Raw genomic sequence first — 20,055 nt, forward strand, 5'->3', positions numbered from 1 at the left:
CCCCATGCGTACCATCGCCCTTGGCAGCCTGCTGCTGACTACCGTACTTTTCAGCGCACCGGCACTGGCCGACAACAGCACCATGCTCAATCTCAGCGCCAGCGCGCAGCGCGAGCTGGCCAATGACGAGGTCAACGCCAGCCTGTACGTGCAGGATCGCCAAGCCCAGCCGGCACTGCTGGCCGACCGGCTCAACAAGGCGCTGGCCCGAGCCAAGGCGGAATCCGGCAGCTTCCGCCAGGTAGAAGTCAGCAGCGGCAGCTACAACAGCTGGCCGGACTATGGCCGCGACGGCAAGATCCAGGGCTGGCAGGGCCGCGCGGAAATTCGCCTGAAAAGCCGCGACTTCACCGCCACCGCCGAGCTGGTCGCCCGACTGCAGAAATTCATGCTGCTGGAGAACGTGCAGTTCAGCGTCGCCGACAGCACCCGCCGCCAGGCGGAAGACCGCCTGATTCCGGAAGCCATTGCCGCCCTGCAGGCGCAAGCCGCCGCCGCCGGCAAGGCGCTGGGCCGCCCCAACCAGCAAGTACTGGAGCTGAGTATCGGCAATGTGCAGGCGCCGCCCCCGATGCCGATGCTGCGTACCAAGGCCATGATGGCCGATGCCGCCGCCCCCGAGGTCGCCACCCCGGACTGGCAGGCCGGCAACAGCCTGGTGCATCTCAGCGTCAGCGGCCGCATCGAATTGCGCTGAACACACCCGGTGCCAGGCAACGCCGGGCTTTTGATCGGCCGGCCGTTACGCTAAATTAGATGCTGATACCCCCATCGCCCACTCGTGCCCACACCATGAAACTGATCGCATCGCTTACCAGCCCCTACGCCAGGAAAGTCCGCATCGTCCTGGCGGAAAAGAAGATCGACTGCCCGCTGCAGTTGGATATTCCGTGGGAAGCCGGCTCCACCGTTACCGACTTCAACCCGCTGGGCAAAGTGCCGGTGCTGCTGATGGACGATGGCAGCACGCTGTACGACTCGCGCGTGATCGTCGAATACCTGGAGAACAGCTCGCCGGTCTCGCGCCTGCTGCCACAGGACAGCAAGCGCCTGCTGATCGAAACCCGGCGCTGGGAAGCGCTGGCCGATGGCATCTGCGATGCGGCCGGCAGCATCGTAGTGGAAGGCCGCCGCCCGGCTGACAAGCAAAGCGCGGAGTGGATCGCCCACCAGCAGGGCAAGGTGGACCGTGGACTGGCGGCGCTGTTCGCCATGCTGGGCGAGCGGCATTGGTGTAACGGCGAAGCCTACAGCCTGGCCGATATCGCTACCGGCTGCGCGCTGGGGTATCTCGATTTCCGCTTCCCGCAGCTGGACTGGCGCGGCGCCTACCCCAACCTGGCCGTACTGGAAGAAAAACTGGCCGCCCGCCCTAGTTTTGCCGAAACCGTGCCGCCTGCCGCCTAAGCCGGCAAATACCGGAAAAATGCCGTTTCACTGAAGCGGCATTTTTTACGTGCATTTTTTCTGCACCCGTCTATGCTGAATTCAGGTTAGCCACAAGCAACCATACGCGGGAGCACAAACATGAGACTCGAACACTTCAATCACGTCGCCAACCTGATCGGCCTGAAGAAAAAATCGCGCGAAGCCGTGTGGCTGATGGAAATCGACGGCATGACCGGTTATGCCGCTTCCAAGCAGCTGGATATCAGCCAATCCACCGTGTCGCGGGCGCACGCGCGCTTCCGTCGCGCGCTCAATGAAATCAACGCGCTGTCCCCCTTCCTGCCGCTGTAAGCCGGCAAGCGGCTGCCCGCCCGCGGGCAGCCGCTTATTCAAACACCGCGCTGCGCACATTGCCGTCGAACTGCAGGCAATCCGTCACCCGCTGCAGCTGCATGGCAGACAGCTCCGCCAGTGGCCAGTAGCGCCAGGCCAGATGTTCATCACTCAAACGCACACTGCCACCGGCCGGTAAGCGGCAGCGAAAAATGCACACCTGCGACTGATAGCACGCGTGGTAATACACGCCGGACAGGTAATCGATAATTACCGCCACCCCCAGCTCTTCCCGGCACTCGCGCAGCAAGGTCTGATGAATGGTTTCACCGGGTTCCACCCCGCCGCCGGGCAAGCCCCAGCGGCCATCGCCATAACTGGCCTGCAACTGCAATACCTGTCCGCGATCATCGGTAATCACCGCATGACAGCTCATGCGGAACATGTCGTTAAATACCATCCCGGCTCCTCCTGCTGCGATGGTGCGATTGAGGATATTGTCGTATTCCGGCTACTTGGCAAAATTCCAGCGTAACCATGGCAAATTTTTCACAAAAACTATTGACGCCGGCAAGTGCCATCCGTATAGTTCGCGTCTCTCGCAAGTCAACGACAAACGAGAAACAGCGCACCCGTAGCTCAGTTGGATAGAGTATCTGGCTACGAACCAGAGGGTCGGGCGTTCGAATCGCTCCGGGTGCGCCAGCTGTCCCCATCGTCTAGAGGCCTAGGACACCGCCCTTTCACGGCGATAACCGGGGTTCGACTCCCCGTGGGGACGCCACAGTACGCACCCGTAGCTCAGTTGGATAGAGTATTTGGCTACGAACCAAAGGGTCGGGCGTTCGAATCGCTCCGGGTGCGCCAGCTGTCCCCATCGTCTAGAGGCCTAGGACACCGCCCTTTCACGGCGATAACCGGGGTTCGAATCCCCGTGGGGACGCCAGGATTCGACAATCAAGCCACCGCAAGGTGGCTTTTTTGTTTTCTGCCCACCCTGCCAAACCTCCCACAGCCCCCGCCAGTCTTATACCCAGCCAATCGTTTTGCTGCGCCCTTTCATAGCATAACGATATATATATTCAGTCTTTTGCTAGCGCAGCGCTCTCCGGTACATTGCCACTGCCGGACAATCCGGCGGCCGCTGCGGCCCTACTGTCGAAGTCAACTGTTCAAGAAACGAGTGCCACGATGAAAATCAGTCAGGAGAGGCTGACCCACCTCAAGCAACTGGAAGCCGAGTCCATCCACATCATTCGCGAAGTCGCCGCCGAGTTCGAGAATCCGGTGATGCTGTACTCCATCGGCAAGGATTCCGCCGTGATGCTGCATCTGGCACAGAAGGCCTTTGCCCCGGGCAAGCCGCCGTTCCCGCTGATGCACGTGGACACCACCTGGAAGTTCAAGGACATGATCGCGCTGCGCGACAAGCAGGCGCGCGAGCATGGCTGGGACCTGATCGTGCACGTGAACCAGGAAGGCGTGGACGCCGGCATCAACCCGTTCACCGCCGGCAGTGCCAAGCACACCGACGTAATGAAGACCGAGGGTCTGAAACAGGCGCTGAACAAGTACAAGTTCGACGCCGCCTTCGGTGGTGCGCGCCGCGACGAGGAAAAATCCCGCGCCAAGGAGCGCGTGTACTCGTTCCGCGACAAGAACCACCGCTGGGACCCGAAAAACCAGCGCCCGGAGCTGTGGAACATCTACAACTCGCGCATCAACAAGGGCGAAAGCATTCGCGTGTTCCCGCTGTCCAACTGGACCGAGCTGGACATCTGGCAATACATCTTCCTGGAAAACATCGAGATCGTGCCGCTGTACTTTGCCGCCGAACGCCCGGTGATCGAACGTGACGGCACGCTGATCATGCTCGACGACGACCGCATCCTGCAGTACCTGACGGAAGAAGAAAAAGCCAAGATCGAGACCAAGCGCGTGCGTTTCCGCACCCTGGGCTGTTATCCGCTGACCGGGGCGGTGGAGTCCTCCGCCACCACGCTGCCGGAAATCATCCAGGAAATGCTGCTGACCAAGACCTCCGAACGCCAGGGCCGCGTGATCGATCACGACTCCTCCGGCTCGATGGAGAAGAAGAAAATGGAAGGCTACTTCTAAGCCGCTGTTTCTTTCGCATACCGAACTTCCAGAGGTTGGCCGCATGCGGCCAACCTTGCTGATGCAAGGCACGACGCTCATGGCACACCAATCCGACCTGATCTCCAGCGACATCCTGTCCTACCTGAAGCAGCACGAAAACAAGGACATGCTGCGCTTCATCACCTGCGGCAACGTCGACGACGGCAAATCCACACTGATCGGCCGCCTGCTGCATGACTCCAAGCTGATCTTCGAAGACCAGCTGGCCGCCATCCAGCGCGACTCCAAGAAGTACAACACCACCGACCAGGACATCGACCTGGCGCTGCTGGTGGACGGCCTGCAGGCCGAGCGCGAACAGGGCATCACCATCGACGTGGCCTACCGCTACTTCAGCACCGATCGCCGCAAGTTCATCATTGCCGACTGCCCGGGCCACGAGCAGTACACCCGCAACATGGCCACCGGCGCCTCTACCTGCAACCTGGCGGTGATCCTGATCGACGCCCGCTACGGCGTGCAGACCCAGACCCGCCGCCACAGCTACATCGTCAGCCTGCTGGGCATCAAGCACGTCATCGTCGCCATCAACAAGATGGACTTGGTGGATTTCGACCAGAGCGTGTTCGACCGCATCCAAGCCGACTACACCGCCTTTGCGGCCAACCTGGACATCCCGGACATCCGCTTCGTCCCGATCTCGGCGCTACGCGGCGACAACGTGGTGAACCGCAGCGACAGCGCGCCGTGGTACGACGGCCAGACGCTGATGGAAATCTTGGAAACCGTCGAGATCGATCACGACGTCAAGCTGCCGGCGTTCCGCCTGCCGGTGCAGTACGTCAACCGCCCCAATCTGGACTTCCGCGGCTTCTGCGGCACCGTCGCCGCCGGCGAGATCCGCCCCGGCGACCGCGTGCGCGCGCTGCCGTCCGGCAAGGAAAGCACCGTCAAGGCCGTGGTGGTATACGAAGGCGAGCTGGCATCGGCCCATACCGGCCAGGCCATCACCCTGACCCTGAGCGACGAGATCGACATCTCGCGCGGCGACATGATCGTGCGCGTGGACGAGGCGCAGCCGGAAGTCAGCCAGGGCGTGGAAGCGCATCTGGTGTGGATGGACGAGGCGCCGCTGGTGGTGGGCAAGGAATACCTGTTCAAACTGTCCGGCAAGAGCGTCACCGGCCGCGTGGAACGCATCGTGCACCGCGTCGACGTGAACACCCTGGATGCCTTCGAAGCGGAAAAGCTGCAGCTGAACGAAATCGGCCTGGTACGCATCGCTTTCAACTCGCAGGTGGTGTTTGACGCCTACCGCGACAGCCGCGCCACCGGCAGCCTGATCGTGATCGACCGCCTGTCCAACGCCACCGCTGGCGCCGCCATGATCCGCAGCGCCGCCAACAGCGAAGGCCAGAGCGAACACGACGAACTGGCGCACTTCAAGGCCTTCGAGGTGGAGCTGAACACCCTGGTGCGCAAGTACTTCCCACACTGGGAAGCGCGCGACATCAGCAAATTGCTTGGTTGATCGCCAGCCAGGCAGCAACAGCGGAATCCATACTGGATTCCGCTTTTTTATTGCCGGCAAGCACCGTAAATGCCACACATAAGTAAAGTGCTGGCAGACAGCCGCAGGCCATGCCAGGTCCATCGCCAGCTGCTTGCTGGTAAACTGCCGCCCTTTCCGGGCCCGATACCAAGCACAACACAAAGGGCTAGGCAGCGCCCCCGGAGCGCCAGCATTCGCCCGCCGCACAGGATTTCCCATGTCGATCATCCGTCTACCCCGCGCGGCTAGTGCCGCGCTGGCCGGCTTGCCGCTGCTGGCCCACGCCGGTGTCAACGGCGCCGAGCTGTCCGCACTCTGGGCCGTACCGTTTGCCGGCATGCTGCTGTCCATCGCGCTGCTGCCGCTGTTTGCGGCCAACCTTTGGCACCACCATTTCGGCAAGATCGCCGCCGGCTGGGCGCTGGCGTTTGTGCTGCCGTTTGCCGCCGGCCACGGCCTGGAGCTGACGCTGCACGAAATGGCGCACACCCTGGTGCTGGAATACGTGCCATTCATCATCCTGCTGATCGCGCTGTTCAGCGTGGCCGGTGGCATTTATGTGCGCGGCAACCTGCATGGCTCGCCGCTGCTGAATACCGGCTTCCTCGGCATTGGCACCCTACTGGCCAGCTTTACCGGCACCACCGGCGCCTCCATGCTGCTGATCCGCCCGCTGCTGCGCGCCAATGACAACCGCCGCTATAAGACGCACGTGTTCGTGTTCTTCATTTTCCTGGTCGCCAATATCGGCGGCTCGCTGACGCCGCTGGGCGATCCGCCGTTGTTCCTGGGCTTTTTGAAGGGTGTCGGTTTTGGCTGGACCATGCAGCACATGCTGGCGCCGATGCTGACCGCCAGTGCCATCCTGCTGCTGGCCTTCTACCTGCTGGACCGCCACTACTACCGCAAGGAAGACGATCTGCCAGCACTGCCGGACCCGACGCCGGATTCGCGCGTCACCCTGCAGGGCAAGGTCAATCTGTTGCTGCTGCTGGCGATTGTCGGCGCGGTGCTGCTGTCTGGCATATGGCAGCCGGGCATCGGCTGGCAGATTTTTGGTCTGGACATCGAACTGCAAAACCTGGTGCGCGACGTGCTGCTGCTGGCCATTGCCGGCCTGTCGCTCAAGCTCACCCCCGGCAACTGCCGCCAGGCCAATGCCTTCAACTGGGGGCCGATGCTGGAGGTTGGCAAGCTGTTTGCCGCCATCTTCGTCACCATGATCCCGGTGCTGGCGATGCTGAAAGCCGGCCAGCACGGCGCCTTTGCCAGCCTGGTGGGCATGGTGAGCCAGCCGGATGGCACGCCGGTGAACGCCGCCTACTTCTGGCTCACCGGCGCACTGTCCAGCTTCCTCGACAATGCGCCGACCTACCTGGTGTTCTTCAACCTGGCCGGCGGCGATGCGCAGCAGCTGATGGGCCACGGTGCTGCCACCCTGCTGGCGATTTCCGCCGGCGCGGTGTTCATGGGCGCCAACAGCTATATCGGCAATGCCCCCAACTTCATGGTGAAGGCCATTGCGGAAGAACGCGGCGTGGCCATGCCCAGCTTCTTCGGCTACATCGGCTGGGCGCTGTGCTGCCTGATCCCCACCTTTGTGCTGCTGACCTTCTTGTTCTTCTGAAGCGCCTGCGGCCAAGCCCAAGGTTGGCCGCAGCCATAAAAAAAGCCGCCTTTACTGGCGGCTTTTTCATGCGCGGGGCTACGCTCAGGCGCGATAGCTGGCGCTGGTCATCAGTTTAGCACTGAGCTTCATCATGCCGCGCAGCGGGGCCGGCAGCCGTGCCGCGCCCAGCTCATTGGCCATTTCGGCATGCTTCAGCTCATCGTCGCGCATCTGCGTCACGATGGCGCGGCTACGGGCGTCCTGTGCCGGCAGCTCCTGCAGATGGCTGTCCAAGTGCGCGCCGACCTGATGTTCGGTTTCTTCCAGAAAACCCAGGTTCCACTTGTCGCCGAGCATGCCGGCGGCCACGCCAATGGCCAGCGAGCCGGTGTACCACAACGGGTTGAACAGGCTGGGGCGGCCACCCAGTTCGCGGATGCGCTGCTCGGTCCACGCCAGGTGCTCCACTTCCTCGAACGCGGCATGGCGCAGCGCCTCGCGCGCCGCCGGATCGCGCGCGGTCAGCGCCTGGCCCTGGTACAGCGCCTGCGCGCACACTTCGCCGCAGTGATTGACGCGCATCAGCCCCAGCGCGTGCTGTTTTTCCGCCTGGTCAAGCTCGGCTTCCGCCACGGCATGGTCCGGGTGCGGACGGGCACTGTGCGCCGGCGCAAACAGCGTGCGCAGGCCACGATCGAATTCGGTAATCAGGTTATCTAGCATCATGCAAGGTGATGGAGGTCATCAATAGTGGCAATTATACCCTGCGCCGGCTGCTGGTATAATCCCGCGGTTATTTGTTCCAAACTCAGCGCAAAAGGACAGCAAGCATGAACATCGACCTCATCGGCCCGGGCAAAGACATGCCGAACGACTTCAACGTCGTGATCGAAATCTCCGCCAACGCGGCTCCGATCAAGTACGAATTCGACAAGGAAAGCGGCGCGCTGATGGTTGACCGCTTCATGGGTACCTCCATGATGTACCCGGCCAACTACGGTTTCGTACCGCAGACCCTGGCCGGCGACGGCGACCCGGTAGACGTGCTGGTGGTCACCCCGTTCCCGCTGCCGCCGAGCGTGGTGATCCGCGTACGCGCCCTGGGCATGATCAAGATGGAAGACGACGGCGGCGTGGATGCCAAGCTGGTGGCGGTGCCGGTAGAAAAACTGTGCCCGATGTACAAGGACATCCAGAAGCTGGAAGACCTGCCGCAACTGCTGCGTGACCAGATGGTGCACTTCTTCGAGCACTACAAGGATCTGGAAAAAGGCAAATGGGTGAAGATCCAGGGCTGGGGCAGCATGGAAGATGCCACCCGCGAACTGGTGGAAGGCATCGAGCGCGCCAAGCAAGCCTGATAGGGTTGGCCGCAAAAAAAAAGCCGGGGAATCCCCGGCTTTTTTTTTGCCTGCGGCCAATTTACTTGGCGAAGCGGCCGGCAGTCTGCGCGATGCGGGCGCCGAACAGGCGGGCGGATTCCAGATCGGCGGCATCCGGGGTCACCTCGGCCGGCGCATTGTCGGTACGCGCCATCAGACCCAGCGAACTGCCGTAACGGTTGATCTGCGTGCCGGTAACGCCACCCGGCAGCAGGCCGGTACCCACCCAGATCATGCTGTGCTGTGCAGCGAATACCGACAGCTGCTGCAGGGTGTTGAGCTTGTCACCGCTGGGGCTGTTGGACACGGTGAAGCCGGCAGCGATCTTGTCCTTCCAGCCCTGGGTGTACCAGACCTTGGAGCTGGCATCCATGAACGCCTTGAAGCCGGCCGAGACACTGCCCATATAGGTTGGTGCGCCGAAAATGATGGCATCGAAGGCGGCCAGTTCGTCCAGGCGCTGGCTGGCATCGTCAGCGGCAAACAGGGCGACCTCGGCATAGTCACGCGCACCGGCGGCCACTTCTTCGGCCAGTTTGGCGGTATGGCCATAGCCACTGTGATACACCACGGCAAGCTTGGTACTCATCGACATTTCCTTATATAAACATAGAACGCAGGCATAGCTTGATGGTCTACTAGACCAGCCTTCGCGCTGCTGATTCAAAAAAACTGGATTGAAATCATGTAACTGGCACCGCGGCACCAATTGTTTTTGCTTGATCTGCAAAGGTTGGCCGCAGTATAAAAAGCCTGTACGCCCAAAAACAGCAGAACATTTTGATTTTTATTTTCAGAAAATCTGACGATGAAACTGACTCTAGACTCGCTCATGGTGCTGGACGCAATCGACCGCCGCGGCAGCTTCGCCGCCGCCGCCGAAGAGCTGTACCGCGTCCCCTCCGCCATCACCTACAGCGTGCAGAAACTGGAGCAAGACCTGAACGTGCAGCTGTTCGACCGCAGCGGGCACAAGGCACGCCTCACCTCCGCCGGTGAACTGCTGCTGAAAGAAGGCCGCGCGCTGCTGGATTCCGCCGCCATGGTGGAAAGCCGGGTCAAGACCCACGCCACCGGCTGGGAAGGCCAGCTGCGCATCGCCATGTCGGATCTGCTGCAGTTCGATGACGTACTGCGCCTGGTGGGCGAATTCGATGCCCTACAGGCCGATACCGAGCTGCGCCTGAGCCGTGAAGTGTTTGGCGGCACCTGGGATGCGCTGGTGGACAACCGCGCCGACCTGGTGATCGGCGCCACTGAGAACAGCCAGGGCGGCGTGTTCCACAGCAAGCCGATGGGCAAGGTGCAGTTCGTGTTCTGCGTCGCGCCGCACCACCCGCTGGCCGGCATGGAAGATCCGATCCCGCAGCACGTGATCCGCCGCTACCGCGTCGCGGTGGCCGCCGACACCTCGCGCAACCTGCCGCCGCGCAGCATCTCTATCCAGGAAGGGCAGCCGCGGCTGACCGTGGCCAGCGTGGAAGACAAAATCGCTGTGCAAAGGGCCGGACTTGGCGTAGGGTTTCTGCCTACCTGCCGCATACACGAGGATCTGGCCAGTGGCCGGCTGATCGTGAAAGAACTGGAAGAAAAACGCTCGCTGGTTTCGCTGCACTACGCCTGGAAGGAAAGCCAGCCCGGGCAGGCCCTCAGCTGGTTCATCAAGCGGTTGCAGACTTTTGACTGGCACCTGAACTGACCCCACACCATGTCCGCTGACTCAGCGTACCGCCTGGCCCTGCAACAGCGACTGGCCACCGGCGGCCTTCCCCACCCCGCCGTAGCGCGCGGCGACAACTGCCTGCAATGGCAGCAATTGCTGATCCACTGCGGCCCCCTGCCGCTAACCGCCACGCCTGCGGCCAACCTTGCGCTGGAACTCAACAGCCCGTGGCTGCCGCCGCAAGCCAGCAGCGGTTTTGCGCTGCTGGTCGCCGGCCAGCGTCAGGCACTGCAGCAGGCACAACCGCTGCTGGATGCGCTGGCACCGCAAGCCGGTGGCTGGCTGTACTGCGGGCCGCTGGGTGCCGCCAGCTTTTGCCGCCGCGTGTTCGACGCGCTGTTTTATCTGAGCGGGCCGCTGCTGCTGCAAGCGGCCGCCAGCGGCCAGCAAACGCCGATCGACTGGCCCGCCCTGCTGTTGCAACAGCAGGAGCTGCTGCAACAGTTGGCCGCCCTCAGCCGCGACTACCTGCAACAGCAGGGCGAAGACGCCGCCACCGCCGACGAGCAATGGCAAGTGCTCGACGACTTTCGCCAGCCGCCGCTGCAGCAACAGCATTTCGCCCGCAACCTGGCGCGCCTGCTGCTGCTGGCGGACAGCCTGGGCGAGAATGCCCGTCAGTTACTGGAGGCGGCGCTGGATCTGGCCGCCGCCAGCACGGGGCCACAAAATGCAAAAAGCCCGCCGTAGCGGGCTTTTTTTAACACTGCGCGGCGAATCAGGCAGCCGGAGTGGTGGTCTTGCGGGCACGGCTTACGGCAGCACCAGCGGCCTTGGCGGAAGTCTCGGCGGCTTCAACACTGGCTTCGGCGAAATCGGAGCCGACTTTCTTGGCAGTCTTGGAAGCGCTTTCGAAGGCGGCGCTACCGGAAGACACCAGGTTCTTCAGCACCTGCACGGCGGATTCGGAACCGGCCGGTGCATGCTTGGCCAGACGATCCAGCGCTTCCAGCACCTGCTTGTTGGTTTCGGCAACCTGCTCTTCTACGAAGGAAGTCAGCTCGGTCTGTGCCGCAACGGTGGCGTCGTACACTTCGCGGGCAGTGGCCAGGGTCTTGTCCAGGTTCGGTTGAACCAGGCCAGCCTGGAATTCGGCGAAGGACTTCGGATCCTTGATGCCGGTCAGCTGCTTCACGGTCTCGGCGTTTTCAGCCACGACCTTGCGCGCGATTTCCAGCTGCAGGTTGGTGATGCGCTCGGCGCTGGCCAGCACGATGGAGGACAGGCGAACGGCTTTGTCGAACTGGGCCTGACCGAAAGCGGAGAATTCTTGTACGTTGGTAAACATGGAGATAATCCTTTTCAGTGAATAACTACTCAGCAGCAAAACCGTTAGTATCTTGATGACCGACCAGATGTTGCGCTGCAACAACTCGAATCATATATTGCACCGCAGCAATGTCAAGTAAATTTACGCGGCACCCCGGCTAAGTGACTATTTTTACAACAGCTTTCGCCAGTCTGCCGCCACCAGATGACAGCAGGATGACAACGCGCTGCATGCTGCCCTGCAGTGTCGATCGCAGCGGCAAACACACCACAACCGCCACCTGGCCGCCCGGCCTGCCGAAAAGCCGGCACTGTGCGTTGAAACGCTTAGCCCAACGCTATACACTCGCCGTCATAAATTAAATCTATCTGTTAGCGAAACCAGACAATGAGCCAAGCGGCCAACCTTTTCGACATCAAATCCGCCAGTCTCGACCTGCTGGCCATCCTGCTGCGCAGCGGTGACTGCGCTGCGCTGGCCGCCGCACTGGAGACCCGCTTCGGCAGCAAGGTCGATGCCAGTCAGAGCGAGGCCTTCCTGCTGGATCTGGAAGCCATCGAACAACCGGCAGCCCTCGACCTGGCTCGCATCCGGCAACTGTTTCAGGCCAAGGGCATTGCCATCATCGCCCTGCGCCACCGCGATCATGCCGTCGCCGCGCTGGCCCGCCAGCACGGCCTGGCCTTTGTCAGCAGCAGCAACAGCCCGCGTCAGAGCGAACTGCCGGTTGAGGCCCCCGCCGCGGAAGCCGCGCCGGCCCTGCCGGCCGCCACGCTGGTGATCGACCGCCCGGTGCGCGCCGGCCAGCAGATTTACGCCAAGGGCGGTGATCTGGTGGTGCTGGCCATGGTCAATGTCGGGGCGGAACTGATCGCCGATGGCAGCATCCACGTGTATGCCCCGCTGCGCGGCCGTGCGCTGGCTGGCGCCCGCGGCAACACCCAGGCGCGCATCTTCGTGCAGAGCATGGAAGCCGAACTGGTCTCCATTGCCGGGGTGTACCGCACCATCGAACAGGCGCTACCCGACAGCATCCAGGGCAAGCCGGCACAGATTTACCTTGAAAACGAGCGCCTGGTGATGAGCGCGCTCGGTGCATAAGAACTCGCAAGTTGAAGGAATCCCCATCGTGGCAAAAATCATCGTAGTGACTTCCGGCAAAGGCGGCGTAGGCAAGACCACCACCAGTGCCAGCTTTTCCTCCGGCCTCGCCCTGCGCGGCCACAAGACCGTGGTAATCGACTTTGACGTCGGCCTGCGCAACCTGGACCTGATCATGGGCTGCGAACGCCGCGTGGTGTACGACCTGATCAATGTGCTCAATGGCGAGGCCAGCCTCAACCAGACCCTGATCAAGGACAAGCACTGCGACAACCTGTTCGTGATTCCGGCCTCGCAGACCCGCGACAAGGATTCGCTGTCCGAGGAAGGCGTGGAGAAAGTGCTGAAAGAGCTGGGCGACATGGGCTTCGAGTACATCGTGTGCGATTCGCCGGCCGGCATCGAAAAAGGCGCGCTGCTGGCGCTGCTGTTCGCCGATGAAGCCATCGTGGTCACCAACCCGGAAGTGTCCTCGGTGCGCGACTCCGACCGCATCCTGGGCATCCTGGCCTCCAAGTCGCGCCGCGCCATCGAAGGCCGCGAACCGGTAAAAGAGCACCTGCTGCTGACCCGCTACGCGCCGGGCCGCGTGGACAAGGGCGAAATGCTGTCGGTGGACGACGTGAAGGAAATCCTGCGCGTCAACCTGATCGGCGTGATCCCGGAATCGCAGGCCATCCTGCAGGCGTCCAACTCTGGCACCCCGGTGATCCATCAAAAAGGCAGCGATGCTGCCGATGCCTACAGTGATGTCGTGGCGCGTTTCCTCGGTGAAACCCGCCCGATGCGCTTCCTCGAAGCCGAGAAAGTCGGCTTCCTCAAGCGTCTGTTTGGAGGCTAAGCCATGTCGCTGATCGATTTGCTGTTCGGCAAACGCCAGAAAACCGCCTCTATCGCCCGCGAACGCCTGCAGATCATCCTGGCGCACGAACGCAACGGCCGCAGCGCCCCGGATTACCTGCCGGCGCTGCAGCGCGAGCTGATGGAAGTGATCTCCAAGTACGTGGCCGTCAATCTGGACGACATCAAGGTGCAGGTAGAACGCCAGGACGACTTCGAAGTACTGGAAGTCAACATCGTGCTGCCGGAGCACCAGCGCTGACACCATGACCCTTACCGAACTGCGTTACATCGTGGCCGTGGCGCGCGAGCGCCACTTCGGTCGGGCAGCACAGAGCTGTTTTGTCAGCCAGCCCACCTTGTCCATTGCGATCAAGAAGCTGGAAGATGAACTGGGCGTCACCCTGTTTGAACGCGGTGGCCAGGAGGTGGCGGTCACCGAGATCGGCGAGCGTATCATCGAGCAATCGCAGCGCGTGCTGGAAGAAGCCGAGATGGTGAAACGCCTGGCCGGCGAGCACCAGAACGAGCTGGCCGGGCCGCTGAAGCTGGGGGTGATCTTTACCATCAGCCCCTATCTGCTACCCAAGCTGATCCCGGCGCTGCGCATCCTGGCGCCGGACATGCCGCTGATCCTGGAAGAAAACTACACCGCGCGGCTGGCAGAGATGCTCAAGCGCGGCGAAGTGGACGCCATCATCGTCGCCGACCCGTTCGACGAGGCCGGTACCGAGGCCTACCCGCTGTACGACGAGCAGTTCCTGGTGGCCACACCGAAGGGCCATCCGTGGGAAAAGCGCCAGTCGGTACGCCCGGATGAGCTGCGCGACGAAAGCGTGCTGCTGCTGGCACAGGGCAACTGCTTCCGCGACCAGGTGCTGCAGGCCTGCAGCGAAGTGGCCAGCCGCCAGCACCAGTCCGGCAGCCTGGCGTCCATGGTGCAGGGCACCTCGCTCAACACCATCCGCCACATGGTGGCCAGCGGCATGGGCATTACCGTGCTGCCGCAGACCTCGGTGGCGCCGGGCGACGAGAACCTGCTGTCGCTGATTCCGTTTGCCGCACCGGTGCCGCAGCGCCGCGTGCTGCTGGTGACGCGGCGCCAGTTCTTCCGCAAGAAGGCGATCCACACCCTGCAGCAGGCGGTGTTCCGCTCCGGGCTGGCCGGAGTCACCATGCTGGAAGACGAAGCCGCGCTGGTCTGAGCCGACACGCCTGGTTGGCCGCAACAAACAAAAAGCCACCTCGCGGTGGCTTTTTCGTTTACTGCCGCAGGGCAGAAGACGCGCAGCGGCGTTCCGCCCTGACTCACATCCACGTTGTTGGCAGAACGCCCCGGCATGCCGGGGCTTCCGCCCTACACGGACAGCATCAGGCGGCGCGGATCACGCCAGCCAGACGGGCAATGCCCTGCTCGATGCGCTCCGGCGAAGCATGGCTGAAGTTCAGGCGCAGGTGGCCGATGCCCTGCTCCGGATTGGCGTAGAACGCCTCGCCCGGCATGAAGGCCACGTTGTGCTGCTCCAGCGCCACTTTCAGCAGCGGACGGGTGTCGCGCGGCTGCTTCAGCGTCAGCCAGAAGAACAGGCCGCCCTGCGGCACCAGCCAGTCGGCGATGTCGCCAAAGTGTTTTTCCAGCGCCGCCTGCATCGCATCGCGGCCAACCTTGTAGCTTTGCTGCAGCTGCTGCAGATGGCTGATGTAGTCGCCGCTTTGCAGCCACTTGGTGTTGAACCACTGCCCCAGACGGTTGGTGTGCAGGTCGGCCGCCTGTTTCAGCTTAATCAGGTACGGCATCAGGTCCTTGGATGCCACCATATAGCCAATGCGCAACCCCGGTGCCAGCGTCTTGGAGAACGAGCCACAGTAGATCCACGGCGCGTCTTGCAGATGGGTGACCAGTGGCTTGGGTGCCTCGCCGTCGTAGGACAGCGCGCGGTAGGGATCATCCTCGATCACTGGCAGCTTGGCCGCCTCGATCACCGCCGCCAGCTCCCGGCGGGTCTGCTCGGTATAACAGGCACCGGACGGGTTTTGGAAGGTCGGAATCAGGTAGGCCAGCTTGGCCTTGCTGTCGCTGATGGCGGTTTGCAGCGCAGCGGCGGACAACTGGCCATTGCTCTGCTGCTGCACGGTGGTGATGTCGGCGCCGAACAGCTTGAACACCTGCAGCGCCGCCAGGTAGGTCGGGCCTTCGGTAATCACCGGCGTGCCCGGATCGATGAACAGCTTGGCGGCCAGGTCCAGCGCCTGCTGCGAGCCGGACAGCACCAGCACCTGCGAGGCATCCACATTCAGGCCGATACGCGCCAGTTCCTCTACCACGGCGGCGCGGAATTCCGGCTCGCCCTCACTGGTGCCGTATTGCGCCAGATTGGCCGGTACGCCGGCAAAATCCAGCTTGGGCAGGCAATTGGCAGCCGGCAGGCCACCGGCAAAGGAAATCACTTCCGGACGCTGCGCGGCGGCGAGAATCTCGCGGATCAGTGAGCCGGACAGACGTTCGACGCGTTCGGAAAACATGGTACTCTCCTTGGCTGACAGGTATGCTTTAAGTCAAATTGTTTGACCAATCTAACGTCTATTGACGCACACGTCAACATGCAATCACCACTGCCCAACACCTTGCTGCGCGACGCGATGAAAGCCTTCTTTCACGCCTATCTCGCCTTCACCGACAAGCCGGACGAAATGCTCGCCAAGCGCGGTCTGGCGCGGGTGCACCACCGCATTCTGTTCTTCGTGGCGCTGTACCCGGGGCTGTCGGTCAAGGACCTGCTTGGCTGTCTGGATGTCACCAAGCAGGCCATCAATATTCCGCTGCGCCAGCTGATGGAAATGGACCTGATCGTCGCCGGCACCGCCGCCCACGACAAGCGGGTGAAAGAGCTGCGCCTGACCGAAGAAGGCCGCAAGCTGGAAGAAGCACTGCACCGCGAACAGGCCAAGCTGCTGATGCAGGCGTTTGCCGAAGCCGGCGAGGACGCCACCCGCGGCTGGCTGGCGGTGAACCAGGCCATGGCGGTGCACGCCGTCGGCCCCTGACAGGCAGGCGGCCAACAGCAAGGTTGGCCGCAAGCATCTGCACCTCACTACGCGTTACTACTCGATGCGCGCGTAACGCACCTCCAGAATTTCGATCTCTTCCTCACCCTGCGGCCCGCGGAAAAACACCACATCGCCTTCGCGCGCCTTGATCAGCGTGCGCGCAATCGGCGAGATCCAGCTGATATGCCCCTTGGCGAGGTCGATCTCGTCCACGCCGACAATCGACAGCAACTGCTCGCTGCCATCGCCGCGCAAAATCAGCACCGTGGCAGAGAAAAACACCTGGTCGGTGGCCTCGCGCAGCTCCGGGTCCACCACCTCGGCCGCTTCCAGCCGCTTGGTCAGAAAGCGGATGCGACGGTCGATCTCGCGCAGCCGGCGCTTGCCGTACAGGTAGTCGCCGTTTTCCGAGCGATCGCCATTGCTGGCCGCCCAGTTCACCACCTGCGTCATGTGCGGACGCTCTTCCTTCACCAGCTGGTTCAGCTCCTGGCGCAGGCGGTGCCAGCCACCCGGGGTGATGTAGTTCTTGCTTGAGGCGGGCAGGCGCTGCTCGGCGGGCAGATCATCGTCCTGCTCGTCGTCGCTCTCGCGGGTAAACGCTTTGCTCATGAAATTTCCTTTTCCATCCCGACAGGGACGGGACGCTTGCTGTGGCACCTACCGCCGGGCACCGCATGACGGCACCGAGTTCCGCCATGCGCGCCACAGGCAGCGACGCCGCGATGAAAAACGCCTCCGGCCAGGGCAGCCGGAGGCGTAGCAGTTTACCGCTCAGCGCGCGCGCTTGTTGCCGCGAGCCGGCGCTTCCTGGCCGGTAGCAGACAAACCGGCCCACTTCATTACTGCGGCCACTTCCGATTCGTTCAGCTCGTAGTACTGGCCACGCTTCAGGCGCGGCGGCAGGCCGATATTGCCGAAGCGCACGCGGATCAGGCGGCTGACGGTGAGGCCGAAGTGTTCGAACATACGGCGCACTTCGCGGTTGCGGCCTTCGCGGATCACCACGTTGTACCAGCGGTTGGCGCCGTCTTCGGCACCGCCCTTTTCGCTGACGCGCTGGAATACTGCCGGACCGTCTTCCAGCTCCACGCCCTTGGTCATTTCGCCCATCTGTTCGCGGGTCAGCTCGCCCAGCACGCGCACCGAGTATTCACGGTCGAACTCGAAGCTCGGGTGCATCATGCGGTTGGCCAGCTCGCCGCTGGTGGTGATCAGCAACAGACCGGAAGTGTTCACGTCCAGGCGGCCAATCGCCACCCAGCGGCTGGAACGCGCCTGCGGCAGGCGGTCGAACACGGTAACGCGGCGTTCCGGGTCGTCGCGGGTAACGATTTCGCCTTCCTGCTTGTGATACATGATCACGCGCGGCAGGCGGTCGGCCCATTTCAGCTTGATGTTGTCGCCCTTCACCATCACGCGGTCACGCGGACCTACCTTGTCACCGAGGCTGGCCTTCTTGCCGTTGACGGTGACAAAGCCGGCTTCGATCCATTCTTCCATCTCGCGGCGCGAACCCACGCCCGAGGCCGCCAGTGCCTTCTGCAGGCGTACCGGCTCGATATCGTCCACGTCGACGCGAGTTTCGCGCAGACGCTGCGAACGATCGACCACTTGCTGATTGGGGGCACGCAACGCCAGTTTCTTGGCGCGCGGCACCTTGCCGCGCGGCTTGGCATTGGCCTGGGTATCGCCGGGGGTGCGACGGGCCTGGCCGAATTCGCGGCTCGGCTGTTCGCCGGCGGCGGCCGGCATGGCGGCATTCTTGTTGCCGAAACGGCGTTCGTGCTGCAGCGGGGCCGGCGCAGTGGCGCCATCGGCGCTGCGACGCTTGACGCTCGGCGGCGCACTGCGGCGGCTATCGCCCTGCGCGGCAGTGCGGTCAACATTGGCCGCAGGCTTGGCGCGCGGCGCGGCCGGGGCGTTCAGCGGGCTGAGAGCGCGCGGGCCACGTGGCGCTTGCGGTTTGCGGGATTGGCCGGATTCCTGGCCACGGACACGGGCCAGCGGCTGGCGCGAATTGTTGCGTTGTCCTTTAGACATAATGCTTGCTTCTTCCTGATGTAGGGGGTGGCGCATGCCTGCGCGGCGTAACCTGTGCGGTGTGCCGCTCAATCCACCCGGGGCGCCTCATCCACGAGGGGCTCTTCTTCGTCCCTTGCTGCCGGGGCCTCGGCAATCACCAGTGTCGACAGTTCCGCCAAAGGCGGCAGGTCGCGCAAAGTGGCAAAGCCAAGGTCATCCAGAAACTTGTGCGTGGTCGCATACAGACCGGGACGTCCGGGCACATCCTTGTGCCCGATTACTTCGATCCAGCCCCGCTCCAGCAGGGTCTGCATCACACTGGTGGACACCGACACGCCACGAATGGCCTCGATGTCGCCGCGCGTTACCGGCTGTTTATAGGCAATGATGGCCAGCGTTTCCATCACCGCCCGCGAGTAACGCGGCGGTTTTTCCGGCGTCAGCCGGTTAAGGTAGGGGGTGAACTCGGCGCGCGCCCGAAAGCGCCAGCCGGAAGCCAGCTTCACCAGCTCGATGCCCCTGCCCTTCCAGTTCAGTTGGATCTCGTCGAGGATGTCATTGATCAACGCCGCCTTCACGTCCTCGGTGAACAGCTTTTTCAGCTGATGCACGGTCAGCGGTTCCTGCGCGGTCAGCAGCGCGGTTTCCAGCACGATCTTGAGATAAGCGAGGTCGGTAATGGTCGACATGACAGCCACGAATGGGCACAACAGAACGGAAGGCGCGGATTTTACACGATTTTTTGCCGGCCAGTGCGGCTTTGCAGCCGTGCCGGAATCCGCCTGGCCGCACTCAGCTGCGCGGCGCCAGCATGATCACCGCCATGCCGGCCAGGCACAGCCCGACGCCAGCCACATCCCACAAGGTTGGCCGCACACCATCCACCAGCCACAGCCACGCCAGCGCCACCGACACATACACCCCGCCATAGGCGGCGTAGATACGACCGGAGGCATCCGGGTGCAGGGTCAGCAGCCAGGCAAACAACGCGAGGCTTAGCGCCGCCGGCAGCAGCAACCACGGCGAGCCGCCTCTTTTCAGCCACAGCCATGGCAGGTAGCAGCCGAGGATCTCACACAAGGACGTGACCACAAAAAGGTAAAAAGTGCGCATCACAGCAATCTGCTCACGGTAGGTCGACCGGCTCCAGCTGCTGAATACAACTGCGCAATGCCGGGACGATGACATCTGCACTCTGCAACTCAGAAAATCTTGCCACGGGCATAGTAACTGCGGAGCAAAAGCGGGACGCCGGAAAGGCTGTCAAGTGATGAATTATCATATTGACACTGAACGCCCACTGCGGTGCCCCAGCGTCAACTGCCTTTAGTGGCAAGAAAGAAGTTTGTAACTGCAACTCAAGTAACACACGGAATGCCGCTATCTGATCAGCTTCAAGCCGGATATTTTCAGGCGCAAATCCACGCGGCAGAGGCGCGATCTCGACACCCTTTTCAGCTAACGATTTCCCGAGCATCGTCGCTAGCATCTGTAAATGCTGTTCTTGCGCCACACCCGCCAATGGCGCGGGCTTACGCATCACAATTCCCACCGCAGCATTTCTCCCTGCAACGGGCATCCAAACGGAGGTAGAGGAGCAAGCGGCCAACTGTATGCTCGCAACAATTGCTATCAGGCATCGCATGGTCGGCACCTTATATTTCATCTTTACCAAGCTTAGCC

At 62.5% G+C, this 20,055-nt stretch carries 24 protein-coding genes and 4 tRNA genes; 18 read left to right on the plus strand and 10 right to left on the minus strand.

Annotation, left to right across the window (positions count from 1 at the left end):
- The first annotated feature begins 4 nt into the window (after positions 1–4).
- The 3 genes from ABNW52_RS15200 (at position 5) to ABNW52_RS15210 (ending at position 1,740) form a co-directional block, all read left to right on the plus strand.
- Positions 5–697: an SIMPL domain-containing protein gene (locus ABNW52_RS15200; RefSeq protein WP_349589558.1), complete on the plus strand. Its 693-nt coding sequence runs from the start codon at positions 5–7 to the stop codon at positions 695–697.
- A gap of 95 nt (positions 698–792) precedes the next feature.
- Positions 793–1,407 (plus strand): glutathione S-transferase, encoded by a 615-nt coding sequence (locus tag ABNW52_RS15205; protein ID WP_349589561.1) that lies wholly within the window; start codon positions 793–795, stop codon positions 1,405–1,407.
- A gap of 120 nt (positions 1,408–1,527) precedes the next feature.
- Entirely contained in the window at positions 1,528–1,740 is a 213-nt protein-coding gene (locus ABNW52_RS15210) for a helix-turn-helix domain-containing protein (protein ID WP_174873822.1), read from the plus strand.
- A 34-nt stretch (positions 1,741–1,774) separates the two neighbouring features.
- Here ABNW52_RS15210 and ABNW52_RS15215 read toward each other — a convergent pair whose 3' ends face one another.
- Positions 1,775–2,182 carry an NUDIX hydrolase gene (locus ABNW52_RS15215; RefSeq protein WP_349589564.1) on the minus strand — a complete coding sequence of 136 codons (408 nt, stop codon included), beginning with the start codon at positions 2,180–2,182 and terminating at the stop codon, positions 1,775–1,777.
- 168 nt (positions 2,183–2,350) lie between these two features.
- On the opposite strand from ABNW52_RS15215, the gene ABNW52_RS15220 reads away from it, so the two are divergent.
- From ABNW52_RS15220 to ABNW52_RS15250, 7 genes are all read left to right on the plus strand, one after another.
- Positions 2,351–2,427: transfer RNA gene (locus tag ABNW52_RS15220), tRNA-Arg, on the plus strand.
- A gap of 3 nt (positions 2,428–2,430) precedes the next feature.
- Positions 2,431–2,506, plus strand: a tRNA-Glu gene (locus tag ABNW52_RS15225).
- A gap of 6 nt (positions 2,507–2,512) precedes the next feature.
- A tRNA-Arg gene (locus tag ABNW52_RS15230) sits at positions 2,513–2,589 on the plus strand.
- A gap of 3 nt (positions 2,590–2,592) precedes the next feature.
- Positions 2,593–2,668 (plus strand) — tRNA-Glu (locus ABNW52_RS15235).
- Between the two features lie 245 nt (positions 2,669–2,913).
- On the plus strand, positions 2,914–3,840 hold the full coding sequence (gene cysD / locus ABNW52_RS15240; protein ID WP_349589567.1) for a sulfate adenylyltransferase subunit CysD: 927 nt from the start codon (positions 2,914–2,916) through the stop codon (positions 3,838–3,840).
- Between the two features lie 79 nt (positions 3,841–3,919).
- Entirely contained in the window at positions 3,920–5,353 is a 1,434-nt protein-coding gene (gene cysN, locus ABNW52_RS15245) for a sulfate adenylyltransferase subunit CysN (RefSeq protein WP_349589570.1), read from the plus strand.
- Between the two features lie 238 nt (positions 5,354–5,591).
- Complete coding sequence (locus ABNW52_RS15250) at positions 5,592–7,001, plus strand: sodium:proton antiporter (protein ID WP_349589573.1); 1,410 nt, start codon at positions 5,592–5,594, stop codon at positions 6,999–7,001.
- A gap of 84 nt (positions 7,002–7,085) precedes the next feature.
- On the opposite strand, the gene coq7 is transcribed toward ABNW52_RS15250, so the two are convergent.
- A complete protein-coding gene (coq7, locus tag ABNW52_RS15255) occupies positions 7,086–7,706 on the minus strand; it encodes a 2-polyprenyl-3-methyl-6-methoxy-1,4-benzoquinone monooxygenase (protein WP_349589911.1) in 621 nt (206 codons plus the stop codon).
- A gap of 107 nt (positions 7,707–7,813) precedes the next feature.
- Here coq7 and ppa point away from each other — a divergent pair, with 107 nt between their 5' ends.
- Entirely contained in the window at positions 7,814–8,344 is a 531-nt protein-coding gene (ppa, locus tag ABNW52_RS15260; RefSeq protein ID WP_349589576.1) for an inorganic diphosphatase, read from the plus strand.
- A 61-nt stretch (positions 8,345–8,405) separates the two neighbouring features.
- Here the strand turns inward: ppa and ABNW52_RS15265 are convergent, their stop codons facing one another.
- A complete protein-coding gene (locus ABNW52_RS15265; RefSeq protein WP_349589578.1) occupies positions 8,406–8,954 on the minus strand; it encodes a flavodoxin family protein in 549 nt (182 codons plus the stop codon).
- A gap of 219 nt (positions 8,955–9,173) precedes the next feature.
- Here ABNW52_RS15265 and ABNW52_RS15270 point away from each other — a divergent pair, with 219 nt between their 5' ends.
- Both ABNW52_RS15270 and ABNW52_RS15275 read left to right on the plus strand, forming a co-directional pair.
- On the plus strand, positions 9,174–10,064 hold the full coding sequence (locus ABNW52_RS15270) for a LysR family transcriptional regulator (protein ID WP_349589580.1): 891 nt from the start codon (positions 9,174–9,176) through the stop codon (positions 10,062–10,064).
- A gap of 9 nt (positions 10,065–10,073) precedes the next feature.
- Positions 10,074–10,778 carry a hypothetical protein gene (locus tag ABNW52_RS15275; RefSeq protein ID WP_349589583.1) on the plus strand — a complete coding sequence of 235 codons (705 nt, stop codon included), beginning with the start codon at positions 10,074–10,076 and terminating at the stop codon, positions 10,776–10,778.
- Positions 10,779–10,806: 28 nt separating this feature from the next.
- Here ABNW52_RS15275 and ABNW52_RS15280 read toward each other — a convergent pair whose 3' ends face one another.
- On the minus strand, positions 10,807–11,376 hold the full coding sequence (locus ABNW52_RS15280) for a phasin family protein (protein WP_349589585.1): 570 nt from the start codon (positions 11,374–11,376) through the stop codon (positions 10,807–10,809).
- Between the two features lie 369 nt (positions 11,377–11,745).
- Between ABNW52_RS15280 and minC the strand changes: the two genes are divergently transcribed.
- The 4 genes from minC to ABNW52_RS15300 are packed head-to-tail and all read left to right on the plus strand — an operon-like array spanning position 11,746 to position 14,504.
- Positions 11,746–12,459 (plus strand): septum site-determining protein MinC, encoded by a 714-nt coding sequence (gene minC / locus ABNW52_RS15285; protein ID WP_349589588.1) that lies wholly within the window; start codon positions 11,746–11,748, stop codon positions 12,457–12,459.
- Positions 12,460–12,487: 28 nt separating this feature from the next.
- Complete coding sequence (minD, locus tag ABNW52_RS15290; RefSeq protein ID WP_349589590.1) at positions 12,488–13,300, plus strand: septum site-determining protein MinD; 813 nt, start codon at positions 12,488–12,490, stop codon at positions 13,298–13,300.
- Between the two features lie 3 nt (positions 13,301–13,303).
- Positions 13,304–13,561 (plus strand): cell division topological specificity factor MinE, encoded by a 258-nt coding sequence (gene minE / locus ABNW52_RS15295; protein WP_349589592.1) that lies wholly within the window; start codon positions 13,304–13,306, stop codon positions 13,559–13,561.
- A 4-nt stretch (positions 13,562–13,565) separates the two neighbouring features.
- Positions 13,566–14,504, plus strand: a complete 939-nt coding sequence (locus ABNW52_RS15300; RefSeq protein ID WP_349589595.1) for a LysR substrate-binding domain-containing protein — start codon at positions 13,566–13,568, stop codon at positions 14,502–14,504.
- A gap of 166 nt (positions 14,505–14,670) precedes the next feature.
- On the opposite strand, the gene ABNW52_RS15305 is transcribed toward ABNW52_RS15300, so the two are convergent.
- On the minus strand, positions 14,671–15,822 hold the full coding sequence (locus ABNW52_RS15305; RefSeq protein WP_349589597.1) for an aminotransferase-like domain-containing protein: 1,152 nt from the start codon (positions 15,820–15,822) through the stop codon (positions 14,671–14,673).
- Between the two features lie 78 nt (positions 15,823–15,900).
- On the opposite strand from ABNW52_RS15305, the gene ABNW52_RS15310 reads away from it, so the two are divergent.
- The gene (locus ABNW52_RS15310; protein WP_349589600.1) at positions 15,901–16,344 is read left to right on the plus strand and encodes a MarR family winged helix-turn-helix transcriptional regulator; all 444 of its coding nucleotides are present in this window, start codon (positions 15,901–15,903) and stop codon (positions 16,342–16,344) included.
- Positions 16,345–16,401: 57 nt separating this feature from the next.
- Here ABNW52_RS15310 and greB read toward each other — a convergent pair whose 3' ends face one another.
- From greB to ABNW52_RS15335, 5 genes are all read right to left on the minus strand, one after another.
- Positions 16,402–16,959, minus strand: coding sequence for a transcription elongation factor GreB (gene greB, locus ABNW52_RS15315; RefSeq protein WP_349589603.1), 558 nt, complete (start codon positions 16,957–16,959; stop codon positions 16,402–16,404).
- Between the two features lie 162 nt (positions 16,960–17,121).
- Complete coding sequence (locus tag ABNW52_RS15320) at positions 17,122–18,390, minus strand: pseudouridine synthase (protein WP_349589606.1); 1,269 nt, start codon at positions 18,388–18,390, stop codon at positions 17,122–17,124.
- A gap of 68 nt (positions 18,391–18,458) precedes the next feature.
- A complete protein-coding gene (scpB, locus tag ABNW52_RS15325) occupies positions 18,459–19,061 on the minus strand; it encodes an SMC-Scp complex subunit ScpB (RefSeq protein ID WP_349589608.1) in 603 nt (200 codons plus the stop codon).
- Between the two features lie 103 nt (positions 19,062–19,164).
- Positions 19,165–19,485 carry a YnfA family protein gene (locus tag ABNW52_RS15330; protein WP_386108173.1) on the minus strand — a complete coding sequence of 107 codons (321 nt, stop codon included), beginning with the start codon at positions 19,483–19,485 and terminating at the stop codon, positions 19,165–19,167.
- Between the two features lie 13 nt (positions 19,486–19,498).
- On the minus strand, positions 19,499–19,912 hold the full coding sequence (locus ABNW52_RS15335; RefSeq protein ID WP_349589917.1) for a hypothetical protein: 414 nt from the start codon (positions 19,910–19,912) through the stop codon (positions 19,499–19,501).
- Positions 19,913–20,055: the final 143 nt, after the last annotated feature.

This window comes from Vogesella oryzagri, assembly GCF_040148885.1.
GTDB lineage: Bacteria > Pseudomonadota > Gammaproteobacteria > Burkholderiales > Chromobacteriaceae > Vogesella > Vogesella oryzagri.

Coding starts and splice junctions, on each gene's coding strand:
- minC (WP_349589588.1), top strand. CDS start 11,746: ATGAGCCAAGCGGCCAACCTTTTCGACATCAAATCCGCCAGTCTCGAC.
- minE (WP_349589592.1), top strand. CDS start 13,304: ATGTCGCTGATCGATTTGCTGTTCGGCAAACGCCAGAAAACCGCCTCT.
- ABNW52_RS15210 (WP_174873822.1), top strand. CDS start 1,528: ATGAGACTCGAACACTTCAATCACGTCGCCAACCTGATCGGCCTGAAG.
- coq7 (WP_349589911.1), bottom strand. CDS start 7,706: ATGCTAGATAACCTGATTACCGAATTCGATCGTGGCCTGCGCACGCTG.
- ABNW52_RS15250 (WP_349589573.1), top strand. CDS start 5,592: ATGTCGATCATCCGTCTACCCCGCGCGGCTAGTGCCGCGCTGGCCGGC.
- ABNW52_RS15300 (WP_349589595.1), top strand. CDS start 13,566: ATGACCCTTACCGAACTGCGTTACATCGTGGCCGTGGCGCGCGAGCGC.
- ABNW52_RS15320 (WP_349589606.1), bottom strand. CDS start 18,390: ATGTCTAAAGGACAACGCAACAATTCGCGCCAGCCGCTGGCCCGTGTC.
- ABNW52_RS15270 (WP_349589580.1), top strand. CDS start 9,174: ATGAAACTGACTCTAGACTCGCTCATGGTGCTGGACGCAATCGACCGC.
- ABNW52_RS15305 (WP_349589597.1), bottom strand. CDS start 15,822: ATGTTTTCCGAACGCGTCGAACGTCTGTCCGGCTCACTGATCCGCGAG.
- ABNW52_RS15335 (WP_349589917.1), bottom strand. CDS start 19,912: ATGCGTAAGCCCGCGCCATTGGCGGGTGTGGCGCAAGAACAGCATTTA.
- ABNW52_RS15265 (WP_349589578.1), bottom strand. CDS start 8,954: ATGAGTACCAAGCTTGCCGTGGTGTATCACAGTGGCTATGGCCATACC.
- ABNW52_RS15275 (WP_349589583.1), top strand. CDS start 10,074: ATGTCCGCTGACTCAGCGTACCGCCTGGCCCTGCAACAGCGACTGGCC.
- ABNW52_RS15215 (WP_349589564.1), bottom strand. CDS start 2,182: ATGGTATTTAACGACATGTTCCGCATGAGCTGTCATGCGGTGATTACC.
- cysN (WP_349589570.1), top strand. CDS start 3,920: ATGGCACACCAATCCGACCTGATCTCCAGCGACATCCTGTCCTACCTG.
- cysD (WP_349589567.1), top strand. CDS start 2,914: ATGAAAATCAGTCAGGAGAGGCTGACCCACCTCAAGCAACTGGAAGCC.
- ppa (WP_349589576.1), top strand. CDS start 7,814: ATGAACATCGACCTCATCGGCCCGGGCAAAGACATGCCGAACGACTTC.
- ABNW52_RS15205 (WP_349589561.1), top strand. CDS start 793: ATGAAACTGATCGCATCGCTTACCAGCCCCTACGCCAGGAAAGTCCGC.
- ABNW52_RS15200 (WP_349589558.1), top strand. CDS start 5: ATGCGTACCATCGCCCTTGGCAGCCTGCTGCTGACTACCGTACTTTTC.
- ABNW52_RS15310 (WP_349589600.1), top strand. CDS start 15,901: ATGCAATCACCACTGCCCAACACCTTGCTGCGCGACGCGATGAAAGCC.
- ABNW52_RS15280 (WP_349589585.1), bottom strand. CDS start 11,376: ATGTTTACCAACGTACAAGAATTCTCCGCTTTCGGTCAGGCCCAGTTC.
- scpB (WP_349589608.1), bottom strand. CDS start 19,061: ATGTCGACCATTACCGACCTCGCTTATCTCAAGATCGTGCTGGAAACC.
- greB (WP_349589603.1), bottom strand. CDS start 16,959: ATGAGCAAAGCGTTTACCCGCGAGAGCGACGACGAGCAGGACGATGAT.
- ABNW52_RS15330 (WP_386108173.1), bottom strand. CDS start 19,485: ATGCGCACTTTTTACCTTTTTGTGGTCACGTCCTTGTGTGAGATCCTC.